Raw genomic sequence first — 23,276 nt, 5'->3', positions numbered from 1 at the left:
TTGTTCCACACATGACCCTAGTGCGTATGCATAAAGCCACCACGGGGCAATTCAATCTTCGAGGGACCGGTCTCCGTCATGCGCGCAAACATGCCATACCAGGCCACCAATCCAGAGATGATAGCGATCCACCCTCCGATTACCGTGAGCACAGGTACATTAAGCAACATGCCAAGGGTTACACCCAGCGACGCCAGGAACAGCAGACCTAAAACAGCGAGCCAGACCGGGTTGGTTCTTAGGGCCGTCACAATGTAGATAGCGCTAAAGACCGTCCAGGTGAGGAACAGGAATCCAATCGCAACATTGAGATGGACTCCAAGCAGTGCGCGAATACCAAACGTTGGAGCGACCAGCGCGCCTAACGCCAGCAAAAACACACCATACGACTCAAAGAAGGTCCCCATTTCGGGATTTGCGCGGGCCGACTCGTGCATGCCACCCAGGAATAAGGCCAGGCCACCAAAGAAAGCAACAACTGCGAGCAATCCAAGGCCAGCGGAAAATGGACGAATCAGGAAACCAGCAAAGACAGCGCCCCAGATGATCGTCGTAAAGGCAAAAGCCTGCATATTCGGGATAGCCAGCCTGGCATCCTGTGTGACGACATCTGTATGGGTACTAACGTCCTGATCATGAGGCATGGCATATTGAGCCATTTCATGTGCTCCTTTCATGTGATTGTAGCAACAAACTTCCAGCTTGCGCCCGCACTAAGCACTACTAAATGTAGACAAACGCTACTATTAGTTTATATCTATCATGGACTATTAATTACTATATACATCATAAGTTAAATTTTAGTAAGAGGATTACTATTTTTAGATACCTATTTATCCTCATGTTAGCGTAGAAGGCAGAAATATGATCCGCATCCGTTCGATCCGGATAGAAGGTAGCAATGTTCTCCGGGAGCGTAGCCCGCGTATGGGAGAACAGGAAAACAAGCGGAGGGAACAAGACGGGGGCATGCTGGTACCAATTCCCTGGTGGCATTTTCAAGGATAGCTGGAGTAAGGAGTATAGAGGATAGTGATAAATTAATACCATTCGTCCTATGTCTCAAAGGGTGTGAAAGCACGGTTGCTATCCTCTATACGAAAAGTATGACTCAGAATGGTAAGAAAAAGGTAAAAAAAAGGGGGTGTTTTACCCTCTTTTTTTGCCATATAGATATTGATACATAGATGATACGGAATTGCTATCTGATTCTCGGGCAAAAGCGGCTAAACTCAAGGAAAGCACAGCAAAGCAGTATGGCATAATGCTGCAGAGAAGAAGGAGCAAACATATGACCCAGACCCAATCGCCCTCAGACAAGGTCACAACAAAAGTCTATAAGATGAATGATAACGTACAAAAAATGTGGTGGGCTATTCCTATCTTCGGTATTGGCATGGGAGCAATACTACTCGTCGCAGCTTTGCGCATGTCGTACGTCGATATAGCGACGCGAGCCATGCTGATAGGAGGGGCGGTCATCATCGCGCTGATCGGCATTCTAGTCTTTCTCGGCGCCCGGCACATACGCCTGGTAACCTCTTCCAGGGGTGTAACCCTGTATGGCATTGGATATACCGTATACACTCCCTGGAGCAACATCAAAAAGCTAGCTACGGACCAGTATGGCGGCAACAGCATGTATGGTACCCGTTTTTATCAGCCGTCGCGTACATACGAAGGCTTCCTTTTTTACCGGCCCGCTGTTTCCGGGCTTCCAGTGAAGGAGGGGATGCGGCGAAACGTGGCGGTTATCCATGGGTGGGCCCTGATGGGTGTCCAGATAAGCCGCTACACCAATATGCTTCCGCTGACAGGTTTTCTCAATGATTTCACGCGTAAGGAATTGCTCAACGACGCCAAAAAGTATGCACCTGACACGTTCGGCATATTTGGAAAGAAATAGGGCAGAAACAATCGATTGGCAGCCAGATCTATACCCGGCGTGATTTGTGGATCAGTTCACGCCGAACTTGTGATGTGTGTCATGGCAGCTCATCTGTATTCAGGGTAGACTAAGCACATAAGAGAAAGACGTCGGGACCTCACCAGAGAGAGGGATCGACAGAGCAAAGCCAGACAAGATAACGAACAAGAGAGAAAAAGAAAGGATGCCAGCTATGAAACTGTTCCGCTCTTCCAACAACAATCGTGACAACGTGCAGGCCCGCGAAGTTGAGCTCAACGAGCAAGAGTTAAGCGCTGTATCCGGTGGCAGCGGCTGCTATGACTATGACGATTGCGATCATGACGATGATGACTGCTATGACTATGATTGTCACCACCACCACCACCACCATCACCACCATCATCACCACCATTGCTAGTTCCGGTTCGACTTTTCGCCCTGGATCGCGGATCACACCGCTGGTCCAGGGATTTTTTTGTCTCATCGCGCGTGGTTCACTCCACGTTTGAACAGCTTGGATGACGCTGAGATACCATCTGTGACGTCTTTGTGATACCTTTTTTCGTCCTGTGACGGCGATGAAAACCTGGCGGCCTATGTTCGTAGCATCGACTCTGTCCATAAGAGTTACCGGGACAGAATCTGCTGGTGGGGAACAACACAACAAGCAATCGTCGTTTACAGAGATGCGGAGGATGTTATGAAACACGATGAATTTATGGGACAGGTACAACACCGCGCACGATTAAGCTCGCGAGGCGAGGCGGAGCGGGCGACCCGCGCGACACTTGAGACCCTGGCCGAGCGCCTGGCCGGTGGCGAGGCGCAAGACCTGGCTGCGCAACTGCCGCCAGAGATTGGGGACTATCTCCGAGACACCTGGTCCGCAAAGGGAGAGCGCTTCTCCCTGCACGAGTTCTTCCAGCGTGTCAGCCTGCGGGAGCGGGTCGATGTACAAAAGGCCACGTTTCATGCGCGGGCAGTGATCGATGTGCTCAAAGAAGCCGTCTCGCAGGGTGAATTAAAGGATGCCCGCGCCCAGCTCCCCGCCGATTTCAATCGGCTGTTTGAGGCGGGCAGCGAAGGAAAGATGCCACAGGTGCAATAACCAACTCACGCAGAGAAAGGGGATGGCGGACAGCGATCAATGAGGGGTCGAGTCGCGGTTTAGGTGGCCATCCCCTGTCACTTATCTCTATACCAGTCTGCGCCGGGAAAGCGGAAAGCGATCTTGCGCGATTTTCATTATTGTTAGTTAAATGGTGCTTTGCAGGAGCCACTTGAGTTCTTTGGATAGCGCCTGTGTATACAGGGCTTTGACCAGGACGTTGCGTACAGTGTAGAGCTGAGGATTGTTGACCTGCGAGAGCTGGCCGATGCGCCGCGATTGCCGGGCGACACGCGAGGTGCGCGGCTTGCGTCGCTCTTCGTAGGCGCGCAGGGCCGTCGGGAGGTCCGAGCCGGTCCGCAGGCATTCGGCGAGCACGGGCGCGTCCTCAATCGCCTGGCAGCCGCCCTGGCCCATGTTGGGGGACATGGCGTGCGCCGCGTCACCGACCAGCACGACGCGTCCCCGGCTCCAGTGGGTAAGGGGCTCGATATCGTAGACGTCATTGCGAATGAAGCGCGACGCCTCCGTGGCCTCCAGGATGGGATCAATGGGATCATGCCAGCCACGGAAGAGCGACTGCACCTGCTGCTTGCGCTCCTCGGGCGACTGCTCCTTGCCCTGTCCCTCCGGCGTGGTGTAGGCCGCGAACCAGTACATGCGGCCATGCATCAGCGGAATGAGGCCGATCCTTCGTCCCACTCCCCATGTTTCGCTGGAGATGCCCAGTGGAATGTAGCGTTCATCCACCTCGGCGATGCCGCGCCACGAGGTATAGCCCGTATAGTGAATGCCGGGCGTCCCGAAGAGCTGCGCGCGGATGGACGAACGGATACCGTCCGCGCCGATCAGGAGATCGCCGTCGGCGCTGCGTCCATCGGCGAACCGCGCGTGCACTCCGTCTTCATCCTGCGCAAAGTCGGTGCAGCGCGCGCCAAGCTCTATGGGGACAGATGCCGCGCGCAGGGCGTTCAATAGCGCCCCCTGCAGGTCGGCCCGGTGCATCAGGCGCAGCGGGCTGCCGGCGATGGCATCGACCTCAATCTGCGAGAGCAACGCTCCCCGCCAGGTACGGATCGTGCGATAGTGCGCCGGCATACCGATCTGCGGGATGACCTCGCTCAATCCCAGTTGTTCAAGAACGCGGATCGCGTTGGGCCAGATCGTCAGGCCCGCCCCCACCTCGTGTATCTCCTGGGAACGCTCAAAGACCGTCACATCCTGGCCGGTACGATGCAGGGCCAGCGCGACCGCCAGACCGCTGATGCCGCCGCCAATAATCAATATCTTCATCCGAATATCTCTCTAGCATTTAGAAACTAATGACGTTAGAAGAGTGCAGCTCTTTCAGGATCCGCGTGATATCACTATGCGACAGAGAAGGCAAAAGCTCATAGATACGTTCGACCGTATTGACGCCGTTGACGAGTGCATAGACCAGCCTATGCTGCCGGGGCATGGTCGCAAGCACGTCCGACGCGAAATTCTGCTTGCGATACGGAATCTGCGCTCGACCATGGGAACCAGCTGATGATCCCCCATGCTGCGAGTTCCCGCTAGCAGAAGAGGACCGGGGCAATTGATACGGAGGAGAGGCCTGGTAATTTGGCGGCGCTATATGTAGTGAGGCTGACTGCTCATGTGTTTGCTGTACAAATGTCCAGCGAATCCTCTGCTGGCCATAATAGCGCAACAAGCCACTGACATTTTGCTCGGTACCGGTCAGAATCTGCTGCCCATTCTCCCTCAGCAGAGCCCATGCATAGATACGGCCAGCTTTCACACCGATAACCAGATGACCTGCGGGCAGATTATCCCTGCCGCGCAGCGAGCTGGCCGCCAGATCGGCCTCAATCTGACCAGTTTGTCCTAGTGATTGAACAACTCCTATCATCGTCGCCATGTCTAAATAATACTCAGCCACTTTCGTCTTCTCTCTTATCTCACCTTATTGTTTTGTGTATCTCATCGCCTTACCTTCAAGAAAAAGCCAGTGGTATACATGTGTGTTGTGTATGGTGTGGCTTTGCTGCACCATACACAACACACATGTATACCGGACTACCAGAATGTGGTTTTAACGCACGCTGCGTATGGGTAGGATTAAGCCGGCCGCGACCACGCTGGAGAACGCGGCGATCAGGAACAACAGGGAAAAGTTGTTATGGGAAAGGTTGAGAATGAATGCGCCAATAATAGGACTGATAATGAGCGGAAGGAAGATGGCCGTGTTGATGATGGCCAGGTCCTTGCCGTTGTTGGTAGTGGTTGGCAGGACACGGATCGCCAGGGCCATATCAACCGCCAGGTAGATGCCAAAGCCGAAGCCGAACACCACCGCGATAAACAACATGACCGTCCAGATATGGACCAGCGCGATAACCACGAGACTGATCGCCATCAGCAATGCTCCCAGGATGACGAATGGCTTGATGCGCCCGGCGGCCTTCCCGGAGATACTGCCCACGATAAGCGAGCCGATCAGCAGGCAGGCGGTCGAAATCAGTTGGAAGTTAGCCACACCGGTCGCGGCCTGGGGAGCGGTAAAATGCAGCACACCGCGCAAATAGAAAAGGGTGTAGGCGCCAAGGATCTGGAAGCTCAGGAACACCAGACAGCGTGAAATAAGTGTATAGACGAAGTCGCCAGATGCCAGCGGCCGCACAAATCCGGCCAGGAAGGGTCCCATCTGGAACGCCGGCGCGTCCTCGCGCCGCACACCGGGCCGGTCACGAAAGACGAGCAGGAACAGGGCGATAAACAGAACCGAAAGGATGATCAGCGCCAGGTAGCCCTGCGCCGGCACGTGCGTGTTGGTGAGGCGCGAGACCGCCAGCAGGCCGAGCACGCCACCCACGATCGGAGCCATACCATTCAAGGCGCTGAAGAGGGCCCGCTTCGAGGACGGCACCTGGTCCGGGATGATGGCCGCCACCGTCGAGAGCACCGTATCGACACCGATCTGGGCGATGATCTCACCGAGGAGCAGCACAGGGATGCTGGCGGCAAAGGCCATAATGATCAGACCCAGCACGCCTGCCAGCAGGCCAAACACGATCCATACACGGCGCGGCCCCCATTTGGCCACGCTACGATCGCTGAGCGCGCCCGTAAAGGGAGAAACGATCAGACCGGCGAACGCACCGATCGAGGCCACGATGGCAAAGGACGTATTGGTCGTGGTAGGTGCCAGCATGCTCACTTGCAGCGGTAGGAGGAGTTGTTTAATAGCGATACTGGAAAGGCCCCCGACCGTGCTCGCCAGCGCGAAAACGACGCGAAACGTCCACCCCAGATTTGTATATGTCACAGCGGTATCGGTAGTGCTGACCGAGTCGGCCACCAGGGCATCCTGCGCGGCCTGCACAGCCGGTATGTCTGGTTCCTCCTGTGATACAGTCGTACTCGCAGGCATATCGTCGACATCAGGCATATCGTCGACATCAATAACGGTCATGGTGTTGAGCGAACTTGCCTCAGCGACGGAAGTGGAAAGCTGCGAACCTTCATCACCATCCGGGGTTACGTCGGTGCTCGGAAGAGCCTCGGGAACCTTCCCTTCATTAGGCGTCATACTTTTCCCTGCCTCCAAAATAACATAATGAAATAACCTACGCGGGGCACAAATAAAAGCGGACAAGAAGATATACTCGAGTTACATATCTGCCACATCACAAATAAACACATCCATTAAGTGCATTTATCTATATGAAAAAGCAGGTTACATATCTAGAGTAACCTCCTAATCTCTTAGATAGTATAACATCAAAGATTATAATCGTCCTATAGCATTGTATTATGCTTTTATTAAAAAGTATAATGCAAGCAAACACATCAGGTGTCATGTAGATTATTTTTAAAAAGGAGTCATATCCACGATGATGGGTCCAAACTATTCAGCGTCCGAACCTGTCTACATACAGGCGGCGCCGGAAAAGCCGCGTGGATTCTTTACCAATGTACTCCACGCAGTGTTCAATCCCTGGTATCGCCTTACGGCGCCGCCGCAAGCTGAGCCAGGGGCGAGCTTCGAGCAGCGCGAAGTTGTACGACGCGGACGCCTGGCCAGCACGATTATGTTCGCGCTGGGCTTTATCCTCCTCGCCCTGGTGGGCCCAATAGGTGTTTTCGGCCCGAACCACCAGATCCTATTCGTTGCCCTGGGTATTTTAGTGCTGATAGCGATCTGCGCGCCTCTGAATCAGAGGGGGCACGTCACCGCTGTAGGATTAATAATTTCACTATCAGTGAACCTCGGTATCTTTTCCAGCATTTTGCGTAGTCCTGGTGGCCTGGCCCCTGAAACTATTGCAATATTTGACATGCTGGTCTTCTCTGAAGTATTTGTAGTGTCACTGCTCCCCGTAAACTGGGTCATACCTGATGCACTGCTGAATATCATCTTTTCGTATGTCGTGCTGACGTACTGGCCTCGTACCCCTTTACTAAACCAAATGATGCACGGCGGCGGCTACTTCACCATCGTCTCGCGCCCCATTCAGATTCACCTGATTGTATCGGTGGTACTCTATCTGTGGGTGGCGAGCGCGACGCGTGCCATTCAGCGCGCCGACCGAGCCGAAGAGATCGCCAAGCTGCAGCACGACATCGCGGCGCAGGAGCACGCCATCGCCGATGAGAAGCGGGTGCTGGACACGAGCATCCAGGACATCATGGCGGTCCATTCAGCCGCCAGTAACGGCAACCTGGCGGCGCGCGTGCCCCTACAGGAGGGGGCTACCCTGTGGCCGGTCGCCGTCTCGCTGAACAACCTGCTCTCCCGCTTGCAGCGGCTCCAAAACAGTGAGGTAGAGTTGCAGCGGTTGGTACCACGTCTGCAGCGAGCGGCGCAGATTGATCATGAATACAAGCGTCTGCAGGCGGCCGTGATGCAGCTCGCGGATATCATCCATGATTCGGACGAGGGGCTCAAGCCGATCCAGGCCAGCAATAACGGCACCCCGGCCGACACCATTGTCATGGAATTGCTGGGGAAATACGTACTTTCCCTGCCGTTCCGGCTGAAGGAGCCGGTCATCAACGCGATCCAGCAGGAGCGCACGCAAGTGCCGCAACAAGATTTTCCATCGTAGGTGCCGGGCTTGCCCCGCCTTTTTGTGCGTATGGTGATGAGGAGGAGAGATGAAGATTTTACGGCCATCGGTAATGGCGGCGCGCGAATGGTTCAAGGAGCGCGATCCCGAGCAGTGGCGGCGCATTCGCCAGCAGGCCCTGGAGCGGGACCGCTATACCTGCGTCTACTGCGCCCTGAGCTGCCGCCGCTTCATGCAGGTCAACCATATCGGGGCCGAGGACGATCATCGCCTGGAAAATCTGGAGACGGTCTGCCCCGCCTGCCACAGCGTCATGCACCTGGGCATCAATGTGCTGCAAGGGGTAATCACGCTCTTTGAATGCAAGCCGCAGCTCACCAATATGGCCGAGATCGTGCGCGCCACGCGCTCAATGGTTAATCAGGGCTACGAATGGGACGAGATCGAGGTGCGCACCATTGGCCGCTTTCGCAAGGCGGCGGGAAGAATATATGAAAAGGAGGCATCGCTGGAGATCGCCAACCGACTGGTCAGCTCCATTCAGGCGCCCGACTTTCGGGCCTACCTGCCTGAGGGGCTGGCCATCATCTTTCACGAGCAGGGTCCATGGAACGATTTTCCGGAGCGCACCTGGAAATGGCAGTGCATCTCCGGTAGCCGCTATCGCAAAGAGTCCCCGTAGGTTCAACCCTCGCGGCCGATTTCCCCTCCCGCAAGGGGCGCACCCACGGCAAAGAAGCTCTTCAGGCGCCGCGCCACGACCCCGGGGAGCTCCAGGGGCAGCCAGTGTCCATTCTCTGGAAAATGTTCGACGTTGCTGGTGCCAAAGCTCTCGGCATAGTCCGGCGTAATAAAGGGATCTTTATCGCCCCACAGGACCAGCGTGGGAACGCGCGCGGTCAGCTCGCGCAGGCGCTCCTCCCAGCCCACAAAGTCTTTGGAATCGATCGAGCGGTAGAGCTTGAGCATCATGCGACGCGTCTGCGGCTTGCTCAGCGAGAGCTCATACGCCGAACGGACGTATTCGGGGCTGACCAGCGGCGCGTTCTGCCGCATCATCTTCTCCTGCGATGCCAGGCTGAGCATGGCCATCCCCAGATCACCCAGCAGCGGCGTGCGCAGCAGACGGGCGGTCCCATGCCACTGGTAGCGCGACGAGAAGTTCGAGCCGCCCACGATGGCCAGGTGTGCCACCTGCTGTGGATGGCTCGCCGCCCACGCCAGGCCATAGGTGGCCCCGAAATCCATCACCACCAGGTTGAGCGGCGTGGCGATCCCGTAACGCTCAATCATGCGCTCTACGAACGCGGCCATGTAGTCCAACGAGGCCCGAAAATCGGCCGGAACCGCCGAACGGCCAAAGCCCGGCAGGTCCGGCGCATAGCAGTGATAGTGCTTCTCAAGACGCTCGATAACCCCATTCCACATCTCCCCCGAATCGGGTGCCCCGTGTAAAAACAGCGTGGGAGCTCCCTGCCCGCGCTCAATCATATGGATAGCCATATCCTGTGTCGATAGCGCCATCTCACATCTCCTTATATTTGATAATCATATGACTGGAAGACATATAACTACAAAGAGTATAGAATGGAGCGGAGAGTTTTGTCAAGCAGAAATATGACGTGATATCATAGGGAACGATATTTGGAATTGTAAGAGGAAAGAGTGCAATTATGGATCGACCCGAGGCCTATCCGATAACCTATGGGGTATTGGGGCTGCTCGCGTACTGGGGACCGCTGTCCGGCTATGATCTGAAGCAGTTGTTTGATCACGTGCTCTCGGCTATGTGGTCGGCGGCACACAGCCAGATCTACAATGAGTTGAAGCGCATGAAGGGGCTGGGATGGGTGGAAATGGAGCGCGAGGAGCAGGAGTCGCGACCGGACCGCAAGGTTTATTCGATTACATCGGCCGGGCGGGCGGCGCTAGAGTCCTGGCAAGGACAGCCACCGGCGGTTCTGCAGCTGCGCGACGAGTTATTGCTCAAGATGATGTTTGGATCGTTCGCACCGCCGGATGCTGTCAGTGAGAACGTTCGCGCCAGCATCGCTCTGCATGAGCAGCGCCTGTTGCAGTATCGGCAGACAACCCAGCACCTGCCGGTGCGTGACCAGCCACGGCAGGCCAGCGGCCGGCCCAATCCCTACGCCAGCCAGGAGGAGGAGGACATCTATTTCCGCCTCGTCTCGCGCTTCGCCATCAACTTCGAGCAGACCTATCTGAACTGGCTCTACGAAGCGCTGGAGGTCCTTGAGGAGCAGAAGAAAGAATAACATCACCCAAAATCGAAATGGTCCCCCCAAACCGGAACGTATTGTAGGGTCGACCTTCAACGGTCGCCCGGGCCGCGAAGCGGCTCCCATGCCCGGCCGGTTCGGCTTCCCGTGGATGACATCTCACCCCACGTGGTACCCCAGGGGGAGCGTTCGCTTTTGGGTACGCCTGCGGAACGTTGGCGTGCGGGAACCACGTGGGCCGACGTGTAAGGCAGGGGAAGCCGAATCGACCGGGTACGTGGGCCGCTTCGCGGCCCGGTCGACCGTTGAAGGTCGACCCTACAATACGTTCATGTTTTTGTTGGTATTTCGTGTTTTGGGGGCATTCCGATTTGGGGAACGTTCCATTTGAGGGAGCGGCTGTTTGCGCGACCAGACAGGGCCGTTATTCGGGCAGGAGGTCGGGATTCCAGACGATCTCCCAGAGGTGGTCGTCGGGGTCCTGGAAGTAGCCGGAGTAGCCGCCCCAGAACGTTTGGGAGGGGGGCTTGATGATGCGGGCTCCGGCTCTGCTGGCCTGCGCCATTACCTCTTCGACCTCTTCTTTGCTGCTTACGTTGTGGCCGATGGTGAGCTCGGTCGGGCTGTGGGGCGCCTGGGAGAGGTTGGTGTCGTGCGCGATGTCGGCTCGGGGCCAGAGGGCCAGCTTCAGTCCTGGCTGTAGGTCGAAAAAGACGACGGCGCCGTGCTCAAATTCTTGTCCGACAATGCCCTGCGTCGGCAGACCAAGGCCATCGCGGTAGAAAGCGAGCGACCTTTCCAGGTTATCTACACCCAATGTAATCATCGTAATGTATGGTTTCATAGAGTTCATTCCCTTCTTATTTGCCCTATTGATCAGAGCAATGTTAGATATTATATTGATAGGCCCGCAAGGTACTCAGGGCTTCGATGGTAACGCGACCGCGCCATTCGTAGGCTACGGCCGGGCTTAATGTATCCCAGGAGATCGGCCAGCCGCCGTCTGCCTGCTGCCGTCGCGCCAGGGCGTCGAGATGGGTGGCGATCGTTTCGTCAGTGAAGAGGCGGCGACAAAAGCTATCGGGCGTCGGCGCCCAGTTTAGGGGCTTCTGCACGTATCCGCTGGCCTGGGGATCAAGCTCGATCACACCTGGCTGTGAGAGGCGCGCGGCCACGCGCCGCAACTCATGATTGGCCCGCTCACGCTCGGGTGCATGCTCAAGGAACTGTAGCACCGGCATCAGGGTATGGAATTCGGTAGTATCGATGGCGGCGATGGCCTGCCAGCAGAATTGCGCGGCCCGCTCGATCCACGGATGCCGCACTCGATGCTTCAGCAGCAGTCCAACAATAGCGGCCGTGGGATTCAGCGAGGCCGGTGGGTTCTCATCGGAGGTCCACCAGGGGGCATGGGGATAGGCATTGACGCTGGGAAGCGCGAAAGGGACACCCCCCTCGGGAGTCGTGATAGAGTCCAGGTAGTCGCAGGCACGCTGCACCAGCGGGTCGTCCAGGGAGCCAAGCACATCCAGAACGTGCAGGGCGAACTCGACATCTTGCGGCTGACTGTCGGGACAGCGCTTGTCAGGCTCCAGGGCATTGCCAAAGCCACCGTCCGCGTTCTGATAGGCGCGCAACGCCTGCAAGACCAGCTCCCGCGTCCCATCACCAAAGAGATAGCTGAATAGCTGGCGCTCAAGCAAGCGGCCATTGGTCAGCATAAAATCCTGTGCTTGTTGTAACGGTGTCGTAATCAATGTCATCTGTATGATCCCTTTCCAGATTATGAGCAATGAAGATCGCCATAGGTGTCGGGCTTGCTCCCACTTGCGCCCCGGTTCTCCTCATAGCGTCACATTGAACTTGTTGGGCTCAACCGCTGCTCTTTCTGTACTTCAGTAAGGGCCGCTTTCAGTTGGTCCTGGGGCTGCTTGAGATCTTTCGCCAGTCTGATTGGATCGGCGTAGACGGCGTGGGGCAGGTAAGTGAGCAGGAAAGCACGCAAGGCTTGCTGCTGCGTCAGGCGCTCGGCGGCGGCGACGTGCCCAGCGTAGCGCTGGCTGACGAGGGTGTGATACATGGTGTGGTCGTCGCCCAGGAAGACCTTGGCCAGCAGCATCTGCGCTTCCAGCTCTTCGACCGCTTTGAGATAGAGGTTGCGCGTAGCGGTTCCACGTGGGAAGCCGGCCCGCTCGCGCAGCTCGCTGGTTGGCAGCGGCTCATCGACCGACTCCAGGGCCTCGACGATGTGATAGGCCTGCGCTGAGAGCTTGCCAGCGTGATACAGCTCGTGGGGGCTGCGCAGCTCACCGCACAGGCGCAGCATAGCCGGAAACAGCGACCAGGAGATCCAGGTCGGACGGCGCCGGATCAGGGTCGAGTAATAAGCGACTCCCTGGCTGCCCAGCGTCCAGCGCCAGGTATAGATCTCGCCGCTAGGGGTATCCCAGGCCGAATCGGTCTTCGCAGCGGGATCGCCCATATAGGCGGAAAAGAGATTGGGAAACTCCAGCGAGGCGGGGTAGAGCGTCACGATCCCCATGCGATCAATGAAGTCCGGCGCCTGCTCGCTTCCCGTTAAACGGTCCTCGGGCGTCTGGCGCCAATTGCGCAAGCGCTGCCGCGCGTAGGTGGCTTCAACCATGTTCATACTCCTTCAACTCGATGATGACCAGCTCGCTAACAGCTGATAGTAAGAGTTTACAGGAGTAATGGTGACAGCCTTATGTCACCATTAGGAGTAGCGTTGCGCGATCGCCTGCGCGGCCGCGCGCAACTGGTCTTTGAGCGTCTCGGGGGTCAGTACCTCGGCGTCGGGACCCAGGCTGAGCAGGGTGCGCAGCAGCCAGGGATACTCTGAGGTCGGGCAGCGGAAACGCAGCAGGCCACCATCCTCGGCAGGCTGGATGGAGTCGCCCAGGTGGGGATCGCGCTCCATGATCATGGCGCCGTAGGCGGTCAGGCGGATGCACACCTCCGGCAGCGAGGGATGTCCATAGGGCAGGGATGGTGTGGCATCTGCGGCGGGCGCGGAGGCCATGGATGCGGGGGCGTCGGTAGAATTGACGCTGATAAAGCGGTCCACGCGATAGGTGCGCTCTTCCTGGCGCTCGTGCGAATAGGCCCGGCAATACCAGAAGCCGCCGGAAGAAGAGAGGTGCAGCGGACGCAGCGTCTGCCGCGACGTGCGCTGGCCAGAGCGATACTCGACCGCCAGCCATGCTCGCGTCCGCGCGGCGGCGATCAACTGCTCGATAAACGGTGTCGCATAGCGGCGCTCCGGCACATCAAGCTGGATCGTGCGCAGCAGGTGCTCGGCCTCGTCCGCGTGCCGCGCGGGCATGACGGCCGCCATCTTGGCCAGCAGGGACTCACGCTCCTGCTTGAAAGGGGTATCGGCCAGTTGCGCCACGCTGCTCAGGGCCAGGCGCAGCAGGAAAGACTCGCTAACCGTCAGCTGTAGTGGAGAGAGCGAGTAATCGGGCATCAAAGAATAGCCGCCGCGCGGGCCCGAGGTAGTCACGATCGGCACTCCCATCTCGCACAGCGACTCGATATCGCGAAACACGGTACGCCGCGAGATCTCAAAGCGCCGCGCCAGTTCTCCCGCGGTACGCGGTCCCCCCTGCAACAGCAGCACGATAGCGGTCAGCCGATCCATGCGATTCATAAATTCTACTCCCCTCCTTCTGCACTGATATTGTATCAACTCCACGCATCCATGCAAATACTCTACAGCTTCTATGTATAGAAGAAAAAAATACCATTTAATACGGTTAATCTTTGACACTTTTGGCATGGAGCAGGTATACTGAGCAGTGTGCATATTATAGGGGATTGTAGCACAAGGATGCAGATCATCGGGACATATAGACATTCTTATGCTAGGAGATCTTAGGATAAGAGGGGAAGATATATGAAATATTATGCGCGCATCGGTATCCTCTTGCACCGGCTGCGTATGATCCCGTTGGCCTGGCTGAATCTGCCATGGAGATCGCAACTGCTCATCGCCGCCCTTTCCTATGTTGTCGGCATCAGCGGTCTGTGGCTGCTGTTTCCCTCCACCCATAATGGGGTCAGCATGTTTCTGCCCATTGTGATCGCCTGCTGGCTGTTTCGCTACCGGGGTCTGCTCGCCACCATGGTGCTCAACGGCCTCACGTTCCAGATCACCTACATCCTCCTCCTGCGCGGACTATTACCCGACCAGGCCTTCGTAGTCGGGGGCATCGTCGGCTTCATCACCTCTCTGGGACTGGGCGTCATCGTCTGCTGGCTGCGCGCGGCAGTCGACCAGGTGCGCATGGCGCGCCAGCAGATCCTGGCCGCCGAACAGCAACGACTGCTGGTCCAACTGCAGGAGCAGCAGATCGCCCTGGCCTACGAGCAGCAGCGCAAGATCAATGCCCTGAAGGACCAGTTTCTCCTGAACGTCAGCCACGAGCTGCGCACCCCTCTGACCGTGCTGGGAGGCTCCCTGGAGATCCTCAATGATTTTGGCGAGCGGCTAGACCCGACGACGCGTGCACAGTATATGAAACACGCCATCGAGAGCCAGGAGGACCTGGCCGCCCTGGTTGATCGCGTGCTCGACGCCACCGAGATCATCAGCGATATTCCAAACGCCAAGCCTGAAGCCATCGACGTGCGGCACTTCCTGCAGGAGATGCTCGCGCACCTCAAGGCTCACGAGATCGCCGCCTACACCGTCCACCTGCAGATGCCCGACCAGCTTATGGTCTGGGCGGACCCACAATTCTTAGGCCAGGTCTTGCACAATCTGTTCTCCAACATCTTCAAATACGTCCCGACGCGGACAGAGATCCACATCGAGGGCGTGCAGGCCGAGCCCACTGCATTCATAAACATAAATATACAGGATGAGGGGCCGGGTATTCCTGCCGATGAGATCTCCCTGATCTTCGAGAAATTCGTACGCCTCAAGCGGGACATGGGCGGCCCCACACGAGGGACCGGGCTGGGACTCTACATATGCAAGCAGCTAATGGAGGCGATGGGAGGGCGCATCTGGGTCGAGAGCAGCGGCCAGCCCGGCCAGGGGAGCCGCTTCTGCCTCAGCCTCCCTCCCGTGACATCACGTTAAATTTAAAAGACACGTCATAATAAGCGTCCGCAGCACATTTTTGCAAGGGAAACATCCGGTAAGCTCTTCATTTCCCCGCTTATGCCCCCCCCCTTTTTAGCAAAAGAAAAAGACAGATGGAGAGGGATGCAACGTTTTTCTATCTCTGTGCGATGGAAAGGATGAGATCTCAAAAACACTGAGAGGAAAAACATGGAACTCTCACATAAAGTCGCTGCGGATGACTCACCGGTGGGCCGTCTCTATGAACAACATGGTCCGGCGCTTTTTGCTTATTTGAGTCAACAGACCGGCTCGCACGAGGCCGCAGAAGATGTACTGGTGGAAGTCTTCGTGGCCGCGCTTGAGACGGAGAGGTTTGTCCGGATGAGCGAAAAAGAGCAGGTGTCCTGGCTATGGCGGGTAACACGGAACAAGGCGGTGGACGCTTATCGCCGCTCACAGGTCAGGCGCGGACTGGATCTGAGCCTGGTGGCTGACTATATCGACGATAAGGAACGCTCTCCTGAGCTAATTATGCTACAGCGAGAGACGTCCACACTTTTACAGACCTACCTGGATCAGCTTTCTCCTGGCCAGCGGATGGCTATCCAGCTGCGTTTCGCCCATGGCCTGCGCAGTTCGGAGATTGCGGCATTGATGGGCAAACGCGAGGGGAGCGTGCGTTCGCTCATGGCTCGCGCGCTCAATTTCTTGCGCACGCTCTACGAAAAGGAGCAGGAAGAGGCGCATTTATGACACAGAATCGCGATTTTTTCACACCCGAGAGCGTGGATGAGCAGGTTGAGCAGCTCTCCTCGCGCCAGCCAGGTGAACCAACACGCCTGGAACCGGGCGCAACGCCTGCTCAAGCGGAAACACGCCACGTCAGGGATTTCCCGGTGAACGAGGATGGGCAGGGCGCATCGGCGCGCCTGGTCAAAGAGCTCCAGGCCTTTTACCAGGCTGATTACGAACAAAACCGGGCCTTCCTCGCGCGCGCCAGGCAGCGGATCGCGGCTCACCAGTTCGCTAAAAATGATGTCAATCAGGCACGGAGCCCGATGGATCCGGCTCCTATGCTACGTTTTTCTCAAGAAAGGACTCTTAAGATGCAATCGCCCCGTTCAGCGAAGCAGTCCACGGGCAGAAGGTTGTCTCGCAGCCTCGGTCTGCTGGCTGCAGTCCTGGTAGCAGGACTACTAGTGAGCACACTAGCTGTGGTGCTGACCCTCAATCACAGCCAGCAGGGCAGCCAGGGTATTGGCAAAACAAAGGCGACCGCGACCCGCGCGCCCAGACCCACGCCTACGCCAGTGTCCGCTGGCACGATACTCTCTACGCGAAAATCCCCGGCGGGAACCAACTTCAGCTCAGCCGCGTGGTCGCCAGATGGAACGCGTATGGCCGCGCCGGCTATAGATCCAAAAACTCCAGGACGCTGCTGTACATTTGGAACGTCGCCAGCGGAAAGAATCTCATGACGGTTCCTCTAGACGTGGAGGATCTCGGTGAGGTGCAGTGGTCACCGACGGGCAAATACCTGGCGCTGAACAATCTGCAGGCCATCGTGATTGTCGATAGCCAGACTGGTAGAGTGGTCAAAACCATCAACTACCAGGCGCCGACGGCCCTCCACGGCACTGGCACACATCAGTCCCTCCTTTCCAGTGCCGTCCCGCTTGGTGGAGGATTTGGCTTTTATTCCGTGGCCTGGAGCCCGGATGGAGCATCTCTGGCGGTCGATGTATCCAATATAGACTCGGGGAAAGTCGTGTTGCTAGATCCGCAAACCGGCACGGTGAAAACCACTTTCAGCGCGCAGGCGGCGCCCATCGGGCTCGCGCTGGCCTTTTCCAGCGATGGAAAATACCTGGCCGTATCCTACGCGAATGATGCAAAAATTGTCGTCTGGAGCGTGGCAACGCAGCAGGTTGTTTCGGTGCTGGGCGGCGCCCAATCCATGACGATCGCCTGGCAGCCTGGTACCCATAACCTGACGCGCAATACGTCTAGCTCGACGGAGATCTGGGACGTAGACGCTCACAAGCTACTCAAGACCTATAAAGAGGTTTCGGGCTTCGCCTGGTCGCCTGATGGGAAGAGGCTGGCGGCGTACACCTTGCCTTTCGCTGCTCCATTCTCGGACACAAAAACCGGCAAAGTGACCATCCTGGACGCGGACAGCGGAGCGCAGGTTGGAGTTTATAGCAGCCAGGACCCGCTGATCTTCTCGGCCTCCTGGTCGCCCGATGGCCGCTCTATGGTCACCGTAGAGTCTCCGGGGCACAATAGCACCAACATCCAGATCGTCATCTGGGCCGCCTGACCACCGCGTGGCGGCTGGCTCTATACAAAGGCGTGGCACAGTTTGTTTCAGGCGCGATCCTGATGTGCTCAAACCGTGCCATCGCCTTGTTTGCATTCCCCGATCGGGCATAAAGCCCTGGAGACCTCCCTTAGCCAGGGTGTTAGATATTTAACGCCTTACGGCCGGCCTCGATCACCTCGATGATGCGATCCACATCGTAGACGGCACCGCGCCAGACGCCTCCGCTGGCGGCCTGCAGCGCGGCCCACAGCCGGGTGTCGTCCGGCAGCAGTGGATCGGGAGCCAGGTCGGGATGTGGCGGCCGCTCCCTGAGCAGGATCGCCCCCTCTTCAGAGGTGAAGGTACGCTCGCCATCGCCGATCACATTGATCTCCCCATGCAGATTCTCGCGATCCAGTATAATCTGAATGATATCGCCATCGCGCACCTTGCCGATCGGTCCGCCGGTCAGGGCCTCGGGTCCCACCAGGCCAATGCAGGCACCGGTGGAGACACCCGAAAAGCGAGCATCGGTCACCAGGGCCACGTGCTTGCCAAAGGGCAGATACTTGAGCGCGGCCGTCAGCTGATAGGTTTCCTCCATGCCGGTCCCGGCTGGTCCCCGGCCCATCAAGACGATAATGTCGCCGGACTGAATAACATTCTCCTTGATGGCGGTCATAGCTGAGCGCTCGCTGGTAAAGACGCGCGCGGGCCCGGTGTGGCGGTAGACCCCATCCTCATCCACCACGCTGGGATCGATGGCTGTGGACTTGATAACCGCGCCCTCCGGAGCGATATTGCCGACCGGGAACATGACGGTCGAGGTCACGCCACGCTCACGCGCCAGCTCCGGCGTCATAATCACATCGTCAGGCTGGACGCCATCGGCCTCCAGCAGGCGTGCGCGCACCTTCTGACGACGCTCCGACTGCTCCCACCAGTTGAGCACCTCATCCAGTGTATGGCCGGTGCAAGTCTTGACGCTGGTATCGAGCAGGCCGTGGCTCCTCAGATGGAGCATGACCTCTGGTACGCCTCCAGCCAGGAAGACGCGCACCGTTGGATGATCGACAGGTCCATTGGGGAGCACGCTCACCAGGCGCGGCACCTGGCGATTGATCTCCTGCCAATCGGAGATGGTCGGGGTGCGCAGTCCGGCGGCATGGGCGATAGCGGGGATGTGCAGCAGCAGGTTGGTCGAGCCACCGAAGGCGGCATGCACCACCATGGCGTTGCGCACGGCGGCATCGGTCATCACATCCTGCATACCCATGCCCAGCTGTATCTGGTGCAGCAGCGCTCGGGCCGACTGGGTAGCCAGGGCCTCCCAGATCGGCTCACCGGATGGGGCCAGGGCCGAATGCGGGATCGCCATGCCGAGCGCCTCCCCCACTACCTGGGCCGTGGCGGCCGTCCCCAGAAACTGGCAGCCGCCACCGGGGGTCGCGCAAGCCCGGCAGCCCAGCTGGGCCGCCTCCTCCAGCGAGATATCCCCGTGTACATAGCGCACGCCGATCGTTTGGATCTTGCCGGCGTCCTCCCCATGCTCGGGAGGCAGCGTCACGCCGCCCGGGACCAGGACACCCGGCATCTGGCGCAGCGAGGCCAGCGCCATCATGGTCGCGGGCAGCCCTTTATCACAGGTCGCCACGCCCAGCACCCCCTTACGCGTCGGTAGAGAACGAATCAAGCGGCGCATCACCATCGAGGCATCGTTGCGGTAGGGCAGCGAATCAAACATGCCAGCCGTCCCCTGGCTGCGGCCATCGCAAGGATCGCTAACATAGGCCGCGAAGGGGACCGCGCCCGCGTGCTTGAACTCGCCGGCGGCGGCGCGCAGCAGGCGTCCCACCTCCCAGTGGCCCGTGTGGTAGCCCAGGGCGATCGGGCTCCCATCCTCGGCCCGGATGCCGCCCTGCGTGCTGATCATCAAAATATGCTTATTGGCCACCTTGGCGGGCTCCCAGCCCATGCCGACGTTCTGCGTCAGGCCAAAGAGATCTCCGCTGGCCCATTCGCGCAGCATTTTCGGAGTCAGAGGCAGCTCGCCCTGCGGTCCCTGCGCGTGCGTGGGGATATTGTATAGCTCGGGCTCCTGCGCCTGCAATAATGTTGATAACACATCAAATTCTTCCATCGTCTCGCCTTTTCTAACCATGGCACTACATCATTGAATGCCAAAAGTATACACGGCGAATAAGGCATTATCAATGTATGATCGCACCTTGTGCCCGATTTATTTCCCTCATATAAAAATGCGCCTCCCGTAGGTTCGGCCCTTGCGGCCGATTTCCCCTCCACGCATTGGAAACACCCGAGGGCATTTTCAATTATTACGTGTTTAATGGACGTGCGCCGACGGAAAATCGGCCGCAAGGGCCATTTCACAACCAACATGGACGTGCACCGACGGAAAATCGGCCGCAAGGGCCATTTCACAACCAACATGGACGTGCACCGACGGAAAATCGGCCGCAAGGGCCATTTCACAACCAACATGGACGTGCACCGACGGAAAATCGGCCGCAAGGGCCGAACCTACGGGCTTCGTGTTGTACGGGAAAATAGGTACATATACGAATAGACATGTATAGCTTTCCGAGTTTATACTTGCTGTTGGAGTGGCGCGATTTGTAGGCGATCTTTGTAGAGTTGGTGGGTGGAGATGCGTTGAGATAGGGGGCGCCGTGGATTTGATGCCAATGCGGGATCTCTATTTAGAGGGACAGGGGGCGGGTGGGCAGGCGTTGTGGAGGGCGTTTCTGTTGCCCTGGCTGCTGCTGACCGGAAGTTGGGGAGTGCTGGGGGTGGCGTTTTTGACGGGCCACAATAGCTGGCTCGACCACGATTATCTGATCAGGGGCAACCACTGGCCGTGGCCGCTAGCCGGGCTGGTCTTTCTGGCCAGCTGGCAGGTAATGCTGCTGGCGATGATGCTCCCTGGTCTGTTTAATAGCTTGCTGTTGTTGCCCCATCATCTTGCGCGTTACTGGCCTGAGCAGGTCCTCTTTATCGTGGGCTACGCCGGTAGCTGGAGCCTGTTCGCCTGCGCGGCCTTTGTGGGAGATACACTGCTGCATGGGCTCGTGGGGCGGTGGCGCTGGCTCTATCTGCACCCACAGTGGATCGCGGCGCTGCTCTTCGCGCTGGCGGGTCTCGTGCAGTGGAGTCCGCTCAAGTGGCATTGCCTGCGGCATACGCGCCTGCACCAGCAGGAGACGAGGGGGTCTCCCTGGCGACAGGGATACCGTTACGGGCTGTGGTGCGTGGGCTGCAACTGGGCGCTGATGCTGCTCATGGTTGGCGTCGGGATGCGCAACCTGCTGGCGCTGGCCTCGCTGACGCTGCTCATGTGGCTGGAGCGCACGTGGTCGCGAGGCAAAGTGCTGGGTCTGTGCGCCGGCGCGGGTTGCTTGCTGTATGCGCTGGTTATCGTAATGCCACCCATATTTTGATGCATCCCCCTGAATAAATTTTTATCCAGGGGGATGCATCGGTCAAACCGTTTCTGAATAGCTGATGCCAGACAATCGATCTCAGTCCTTTAACAGGTTACGAGCTAACGTGAAAAGGGAACCGTTCGGCTGTTTAAAAACAGCGTACTCTTTGGCTGGTTGGAGGACGATGTTATCTAGCACAAGAGACTGATTAGCGACGGTTTGAAGCGTAACCGTGAGGGTATGCTTCCCGCGTGAAAGTGAGAGGGGACCACCAAGCCCCATCAGGGTCAGGTAATCACTATCCGGCGATCGAGGAACCTGTACGGTGCTGACAGCATGGCCATCGATGCCTATCTTCAGCGTGATCGCACCTGATAGCGTATGTGGCTTGACCAGCGCAGCGGAAAGAATGTACTTCTCCTGATGTGCAACGTTGATCTCCTGTTTCAGCTGATCATTATTGGACATCTGCACAATCTGGCCGCTGTATAGGGCATCGCCGGTCCAATTGCTGGCGGGTGTGATAATCTGTGGATGGCCCGCGGACACCGTGAACGCTTCGGCCTCATAGATGCTGGTTGTGTGCCGCTCTACGGCTTTCGCGTTCACCGTATTCAGGGCGGCGGCGCTTTGATGGACCGCCTGCAAAGCCATTAAAGCTTCGATGGTCGACTCGGCACCTGAGTTCAGATTGACTTTTCCAGTGGTACCATCCAGGCCATCATACCCACGGCCATTGGCGGGATCATACATGGCAAAATGGGCGTCATTGTTCCCCGTAAGCCAGGAGGCGGCGAGGCCGGCATATTGCGCATACTTTTGCTCATGGGTGGCATGGTAAACCGCCATAAACCCTTGCGTCAGCATATTGACACCATAAGCGATCTGCCCATTTTTGTCTGGCGTCGGTCCCATTTGATTAATCATCCCGGTCACCAGAAGATGGCTAAAGAATTGATCCATCTCCTGTTTCGCCGATCTCACCCAGTCCTTTTGATTGAGCAGCACGCCGGCGTTAGCCAGCGCGAACGATTGCCCGCTACCATAGGCATGCCAGAGAGTAGGGGAACCATCCCAGTCAAGGTGCGCTCCAAAGGGATACTGCGTAAAGGAGCCGAATTGGTACTCGGAAAGGCCCCGGCCAAGCTTGAGCATGGAATCCTTGACCGCATCCAACGGTTGAGACCGATAAAAGTCCGTGAGCCCTAGCAAGGCATTCGACATGGCGTCGAAGCCACCGATCCAGGCAGGCACCCGGTATCCATGGAGGCTCGTGTACTCGCCGTACTGGCTATTTATTTTCCGTTGCAGCGCCGTATTGGCAAGCAGAAAACTCGTTTTGACTGTTCCGGCAAACGCGGGATCGGTATCCTTTAAAACGCTGTATCCATCGCCAAGAGCCCACATGGCGCGTGCCGCCCACCAGTCAAATGACTTCTTGCTGGTGGGGCCATCGGTATTGATCGAGAAGTCTGACTTGATAAAATTATAGAATTCTCCATCGCTTGCCTGCATATGCATCACAAAGGTCAGCGCCTTTTTCGCCTTCTCAAGCGACTGCTGATTATGCGTTTGCTGATAATCATTCAGGTACACGATCGCCGCCCGGGCGGTATCATCCACACAGGCAATGCCTTCGCCTGCCGCATCCACCCATTTGTAATCGGGATACTCCGAATAGATATGAATAATGAGCATTTGCTTGCCACCAATAGTCACATCTTGTCCCAGAGCATCGAGGTGGGCAAGGTTGATAGCAGCAGGATCCGTTGCCATGGTTTTTGTCGGCACTGATGTGGCCGTCTTTGCCTGAGCAGGTGCCGCGAATGGCAACATCAACAAGAACACAAGCAATCCCAGTGCCGCGTTCAGTCGCAACGACTTCATGCGAATTTCCTCCTTGAATTCGTCAAGCTATTTCGCTTACCACTTCATAAGGGCTGTTCCTTATGAAAAACTCTTGGAAGCGCTTACAACAATTATACATAATTATTGATAGAATTGCGAATATATTCACAAGAAGGGATATGCATCATATTTTTGCAGAGAGAGACAACGAGAAAAACGGGTCGGGCTCATCTGTATAGATGAGCCCGACCCGTTTTTCTTGCCGCCTCGCAAGCGG

22 protein-coding genes are annotated in these 23,276 nt (G+C 57.3%); 11 read left to right on the top strand and 11 right to left on the bottom strand.

The window, feature by feature from the left end; all coding sequences use genetic code 11:
• Positions 1-17: 17 nt before the first annotated feature.
• The gene (locus AABA21_RS34690; protein ID WP_338257300.1) at positions 18-659 is read right to left on the bottom strand and encodes an acetate uptake transporter family protein; all 642 of its coding nucleotides are present in this window, start codon (positions 657-659) and stop codon (positions 18-20) included.
• Between the two features lie 632 nt (positions 660-1,291).
• Between AABA21_RS34690 and AABA21_RS34685 the strand changes: the two genes are divergently transcribed.
• The 3 genes from AABA21_RS34685 (at position 1,292) to AABA21_RS34675 (ending at position 3,017) form a co-directional block, all read left to right on the top strand.
• Positions 1,292-1,906, top strand: coding sequence for a hypothetical protein (locus AABA21_RS34685; protein WP_338257299.1), 615 nt, complete (start codon positions 1,292-1,294; stop codon positions 1,904-1,906).
• 320 nt (positions 1,907-2,226) lie between these two features.
• Entirely contained in the window at positions 2,227-2,418 is a 192-nt protein-coding gene (locus AABA21_RS34680) for a hypothetical protein (RefSeq protein ID WP_338257298.1), read from the top strand.
• A gap of 191 nt (positions 2,419-2,609) precedes the next feature.
• Positions 2,610-3,017, top strand: a complete 408-nt coding sequence (locus AABA21_RS34675) for a DUF2267 domain-containing protein (RefSeq protein WP_338257297.1) — start codon at positions 2,610-2,612, stop codon at positions 3,015-3,017.
• A gap of 147 nt (positions 3,018-3,164) precedes the next feature.
• On the opposite strand, the gene AABA21_RS34670 is transcribed toward AABA21_RS34675, so the two are convergent.
• From AABA21_RS34670 to AABA21_RS34660, 3 genes are all read right to left on the bottom strand, one after another.
• Positions 3,165-4,310, bottom strand: a complete 1,146-nt coding sequence (locus AABA21_RS34670) for an FAD-dependent oxidoreductase (RefSeq protein ID WP_338257295.1) — start codon at positions 4,308-4,310, stop codon at positions 3,165-3,167.
• Between the two features lie 19 nt (positions 4,311-4,329).
• Positions 4,330-4,941: a hypothetical protein gene (locus tag AABA21_RS34665; RefSeq protein ID WP_338257294.1), complete on the bottom strand. Its 612-nt coding sequence runs from the start codon at positions 4,939-4,941 to the stop codon at positions 4,330-4,332.
• Positions 4,942-5,094: 153 nt separating this feature from the next.
• Positions 5,095-6,591: an MFS transporter gene (locus tag AABA21_RS34660; protein WP_338257292.1), complete on the bottom strand. Its 1,497-nt coding sequence runs from the start codon at positions 6,589-6,591 to the stop codon at positions 5,095-5,097.
• Between the two features lie 304 nt (positions 6,592-6,895).
• On the opposite strand from AABA21_RS34660, the gene AABA21_RS34655 reads away from it, so the two are divergent.
• Both AABA21_RS34655 and AABA21_RS34650 read left to right on the top strand, forming a co-directional pair.
• The gene (locus AABA21_RS34655) at positions 6,896-8,110 is read left to right on the top strand and encodes a hypothetical protein (protein WP_338257291.1); all 1,215 of its coding nucleotides are present in this window, start codon (positions 6,896-6,898) and stop codon (positions 8,108-8,110) included.
• A 49-nt stretch (positions 8,111-8,159) separates the two neighbouring features.
• Positions 8,160-8,753, top strand: a complete 594-nt coding sequence (locus AABA21_RS34650) for an HNH endonuclease (RefSeq protein ID WP_338257289.1) — start codon at positions 8,160-8,162, stop codon at positions 8,751-8,753.
• 2 nt (positions 8,754-8,755) lie between these two features.
• Here the strand turns inward: AABA21_RS34650 and AABA21_RS34645 are convergent, their stop codons facing one another.
• On the bottom strand, positions 8,756-9,595 hold the full coding sequence (locus AABA21_RS34645; RefSeq protein WP_338257287.1) for an alpha/beta fold hydrolase: 840 nt from the start codon (positions 9,593-9,595) through the stop codon (positions 8,756-8,758).
• 149 nt (positions 9,596-9,744) lie between these two features.
• Between AABA21_RS34645 and AABA21_RS34640 the strand changes: the two genes are divergently transcribed.
• Positions 9,745-10,347 (top strand): PadR family transcriptional regulator, encoded by a 603-nt coding sequence (locus AABA21_RS34640; RefSeq protein ID WP_338257285.1) that lies wholly within the window; start codon positions 9,745-9,747, stop codon positions 10,345-10,347.
• Between the two features lie 388 nt (positions 10,348-10,735).
• On the opposite strand, the gene AABA21_RS34635 is transcribed toward AABA21_RS34640, so the two are convergent.
• The 4 genes from AABA21_RS34635 to AABA21_RS34620 form a co-directional block, all read right to left on the bottom strand.
• Positions 10,736-11,155 (bottom strand): VOC family protein, encoded by a 420-nt coding sequence (locus tag AABA21_RS34635; protein ID WP_338257283.1) that lies wholly within the window; start codon positions 11,153-11,155, stop codon positions 10,736-10,738.
• Between the two features lie 43 nt (positions 11,156-11,198).
• Complete coding sequence (locus AABA21_RS34630) at positions 11,199-12,074, bottom strand: hypothetical protein (protein WP_338257282.1); 876 nt, start codon at positions 12,072-12,074, stop codon at positions 11,199-11,201.
• Between the two features lie 89 nt (positions 12,075-12,163).
• Complete coding sequence (locus AABA21_RS34625) at positions 12,164-12,955, bottom strand: AlkZ-related protein (RefSeq protein WP_338257280.1); 792 nt, start codon at positions 12,953-12,955, stop codon at positions 12,164-12,166.
• Positions 12,956-13,045: 90 nt separating this feature from the next.
• Positions 13,046-13,981: a helix-turn-helix transcriptional regulator gene (locus AABA21_RS34620; RefSeq protein WP_338257279.1), complete on the bottom strand. Its 936-nt coding sequence runs from the start codon at positions 13,979-13,981 to the stop codon at positions 13,046-13,048.
• Between the two features lie 246 nt (positions 13,982-14,227).
• Between AABA21_RS34620 and AABA21_RS34615 the strand changes: the two genes are divergently transcribed.
• The 4 genes from AABA21_RS34615 (at position 14,228) to AABA21_RS34600 (ending at position 17,726) form a co-directional block, all read left to right on the top strand.
• Complete coding sequence (locus AABA21_RS34615; RefSeq protein WP_338257278.1) at positions 14,228-15,418, top strand: sensor histidine kinase; 1,191 nt, start codon at positions 14,228-14,230, stop codon at positions 15,416-15,418.
• Positions 15,419-15,610: 192 nt separating this feature from the next.
• Positions 15,611-16,156 (top strand): RNA polymerase sigma factor, encoded by a 546-nt coding sequence (locus AABA21_RS34610; RefSeq protein WP_338257277.1) that lies wholly within the window; start codon positions 15,611-15,613, stop codon positions 16,154-16,156.
• Entirely contained in the window at positions 16,153-16,881 is a 729-nt protein-coding gene (locus AABA21_RS34605) for a hypothetical protein (RefSeq protein WP_338257276.1), read from the top strand. Before AABA21_RS34610 ends, AABA21_RS34605 begins: the two co-directional genes overlap by 4 nt.
• Positions 16,878-17,726 carry a WD40 repeat domain-containing protein gene (locus AABA21_RS34600; RefSeq protein ID WP_338257274.1) on the top strand — a complete coding sequence of 283 codons (849 nt, stop codon included), beginning with the start codon at positions 16,878-16,880 and terminating at the stop codon, positions 17,724-17,726. The genes AABA21_RS34605 and AABA21_RS34600 overlap by 4 nt, the downstream gene beginning before the upstream one ends.
• Before the next feature lie 142 nt (positions 17,727-17,868).
• On the opposite strand, the gene AABA21_RS34595 is transcribed toward AABA21_RS34600, so the two are convergent.
• Positions 17,869-19,848 carry a YjhG/YagF family D-xylonate dehydratase gene (locus tag AABA21_RS34595; protein ID WP_338257273.1) on the bottom strand — a complete coding sequence of 660 codons (1,980 nt, stop codon included), beginning with the start codon at positions 19,846-19,848 and terminating at the stop codon, positions 17,869-17,871.
• Between the two features lie 559 nt (positions 19,849-20,407).
• On the opposite strand from AABA21_RS34595, the gene AABA21_RS34590 reads away from it, so the two are divergent.
• Positions 20,408-21,166, top strand: a complete 759-nt coding sequence (locus AABA21_RS34590; protein WP_338258522.1) for a DUF2182 domain-containing protein — start codon at positions 20,408-20,410, stop codon at positions 21,164-21,166.
• An 81-nt stretch (positions 21,167-21,247) separates the two neighbouring features.
• On the opposite strand, the gene AABA21_RS34585 is transcribed toward AABA21_RS34590, so the two are convergent.
• A complete protein-coding gene (locus AABA21_RS34585) occupies positions 21,248-23,038 on the bottom strand; it encodes a hypothetical protein (RefSeq protein ID WP_338257272.1) in 1,791 nt (596 codons plus the stop codon).
• Positions 23,039-23,276: the final 238 nt, after the last annotated feature.

This window comes from Dictyobacter halimunensis, assembly GCF_036245075.1.
The sequence above is the reverse complement of the archived record's forward strand: the minus strand, read 5'-3'. Positions and strand labels throughout refer to the sequence as shown.

What these genes read in the sequence shown, in the direction of transcription:
- AABA21_RS34690 (WP_338257300.1), bottom strand. Translation starts at nt 659, where the DNA reads ATGGCTCAATATGCCATGCCTCATGATCAGGACGTTAGTACCCATACA.
- AABA21_RS34685 (WP_338257299.1), top strand. Translation starts at nt 1,292, where the DNA reads ATGACCCAGACCCAATCGCCCTCAGACAAGGTCACAACAAAAGTCTAT.
- AABA21_RS34680 (WP_338257298.1), top strand. Translation starts at nt 2,227, where the DNA reads ATGACTATGACGATTGCGATCATGACGATGATGACTGCTATGACTATG.
- AABA21_RS34675 (WP_338257297.1), top strand. Translation starts at nt 2,610, where the DNA reads ATGAAACACGATGAATTTATGGGACAGGTACAACACCGCGCACGATTA.
- AABA21_RS34670 (WP_338257295.1), bottom strand. Translation starts at nt 4,310, where the DNA reads ATGAAGATATTGATTATTGGCGGCGGCATCAGCGGTCTGGCGGTCGCG.
- AABA21_RS34660 (WP_338257292.1), bottom strand. Translation starts at nt 6,591, where the DNA reads ATGACGCCTAATGAAGGGAAGGTTCCCGAGGCTCTTCCGAGCACCGAC.
- AABA21_RS34655 (WP_338257291.1), top strand. Translation starts at nt 6,896, where the DNA reads ATGATGGGTCCAAACTATTCAGCGTCCGAACCTGTCTACATACAGGCG.
- AABA21_RS34650 (WP_338257289.1), top strand. Translation starts at nt 8,160, where the DNA reads ATGAAGATTTTACGGCCATCGGTAATGGCGGCGCGCGAATGGTTCAAG.
- AABA21_RS34645 (WP_338257287.1), bottom strand. Translation starts at nt 9,595, where the DNA reads ATGGCGCTATCGACACAGGATATGGCTATCCATATGATTGAGCGCGGG.
- AABA21_RS34640 (WP_338257285.1), top strand. Translation starts at nt 9,745, where the DNA reads ATGGATCGACCCGAGGCCTATCCGATAACCTATGGGGTATTGGGGCTG.
- AABA21_RS34635 (WP_338257283.1), bottom strand. Translation starts at nt 11,155, where the DNA reads ATGAAACCATACATTACGATGATTACATTGGGTGTAGATAACCTGGAA.
- AABA21_RS34630 (WP_338257282.1), bottom strand. Translation starts at nt 12,074, where the DNA reads ATGACATTGATTACGACACCGTTACAACAAGCACAGGATTTTATGCTG.
- AABA21_RS34625 (WP_338257280.1), bottom strand. Translation starts at nt 12,955, where the DNA reads ATGGTTGAAGCCACCTACGCGCGGCAGCGCTTGCGCAATTGGCGCCAG.
- AABA21_RS34620 (WP_338257279.1), bottom strand. Translation starts at nt 13,981, where the DNA reads ATGAATCGCATGGATCGGCTGACCGCTATCGTGCTGCTGTTGCAGGGG.
- AABA21_RS34615 (WP_338257278.1), top strand. Translation starts at nt 14,228, where the DNA reads ATGAAATATTATGCGCGCATCGGTATCCTCTTGCACCGGCTGCGTATG.
- AABA21_RS34610 (WP_338257277.1), top strand. Translation starts at nt 15,611, where the DNA reads ATGGAACTCTCACATAAAGTCGCTGCGGATGACTCACCGGTGGGCCGT.
- AABA21_RS34605 (WP_338257276.1), top strand. Translation starts at nt 16,153, where the DNA reads ATGACACAGAATCGCGATTTTTTCACACCCGAGAGCGTGGATGAGCAG.
- AABA21_RS34600 (WP_338257274.1), top strand. Translation starts at nt 16,878, where the DNA reads ATGACGGTTCCTCTAGACGTGGAGGATCTCGGTGAGGTGCAGTGGTCA.
- AABA21_RS34595 (WP_338257273.1), bottom strand. Translation starts at nt 19,848, where the DNA reads ATGGAAGAATTTGATGTGTTATCAACATTATTGCAGGCGCAGGAGCCC.
- AABA21_RS34590 (WP_338258522.1), top strand. Translation starts at nt 20,408, where the DNA reads ATGCCAATGCGGGATCTCTATTTAGAGGGACAGGGGGCGGGTGGGCAG.
- AABA21_RS34585 (WP_338257272.1), bottom strand. Translation starts at nt 23,038, where the DNA reads ATGAAGTCGTTGCGACTGAACGCGGCACTGGGATTGCTTGTGTTCTTG.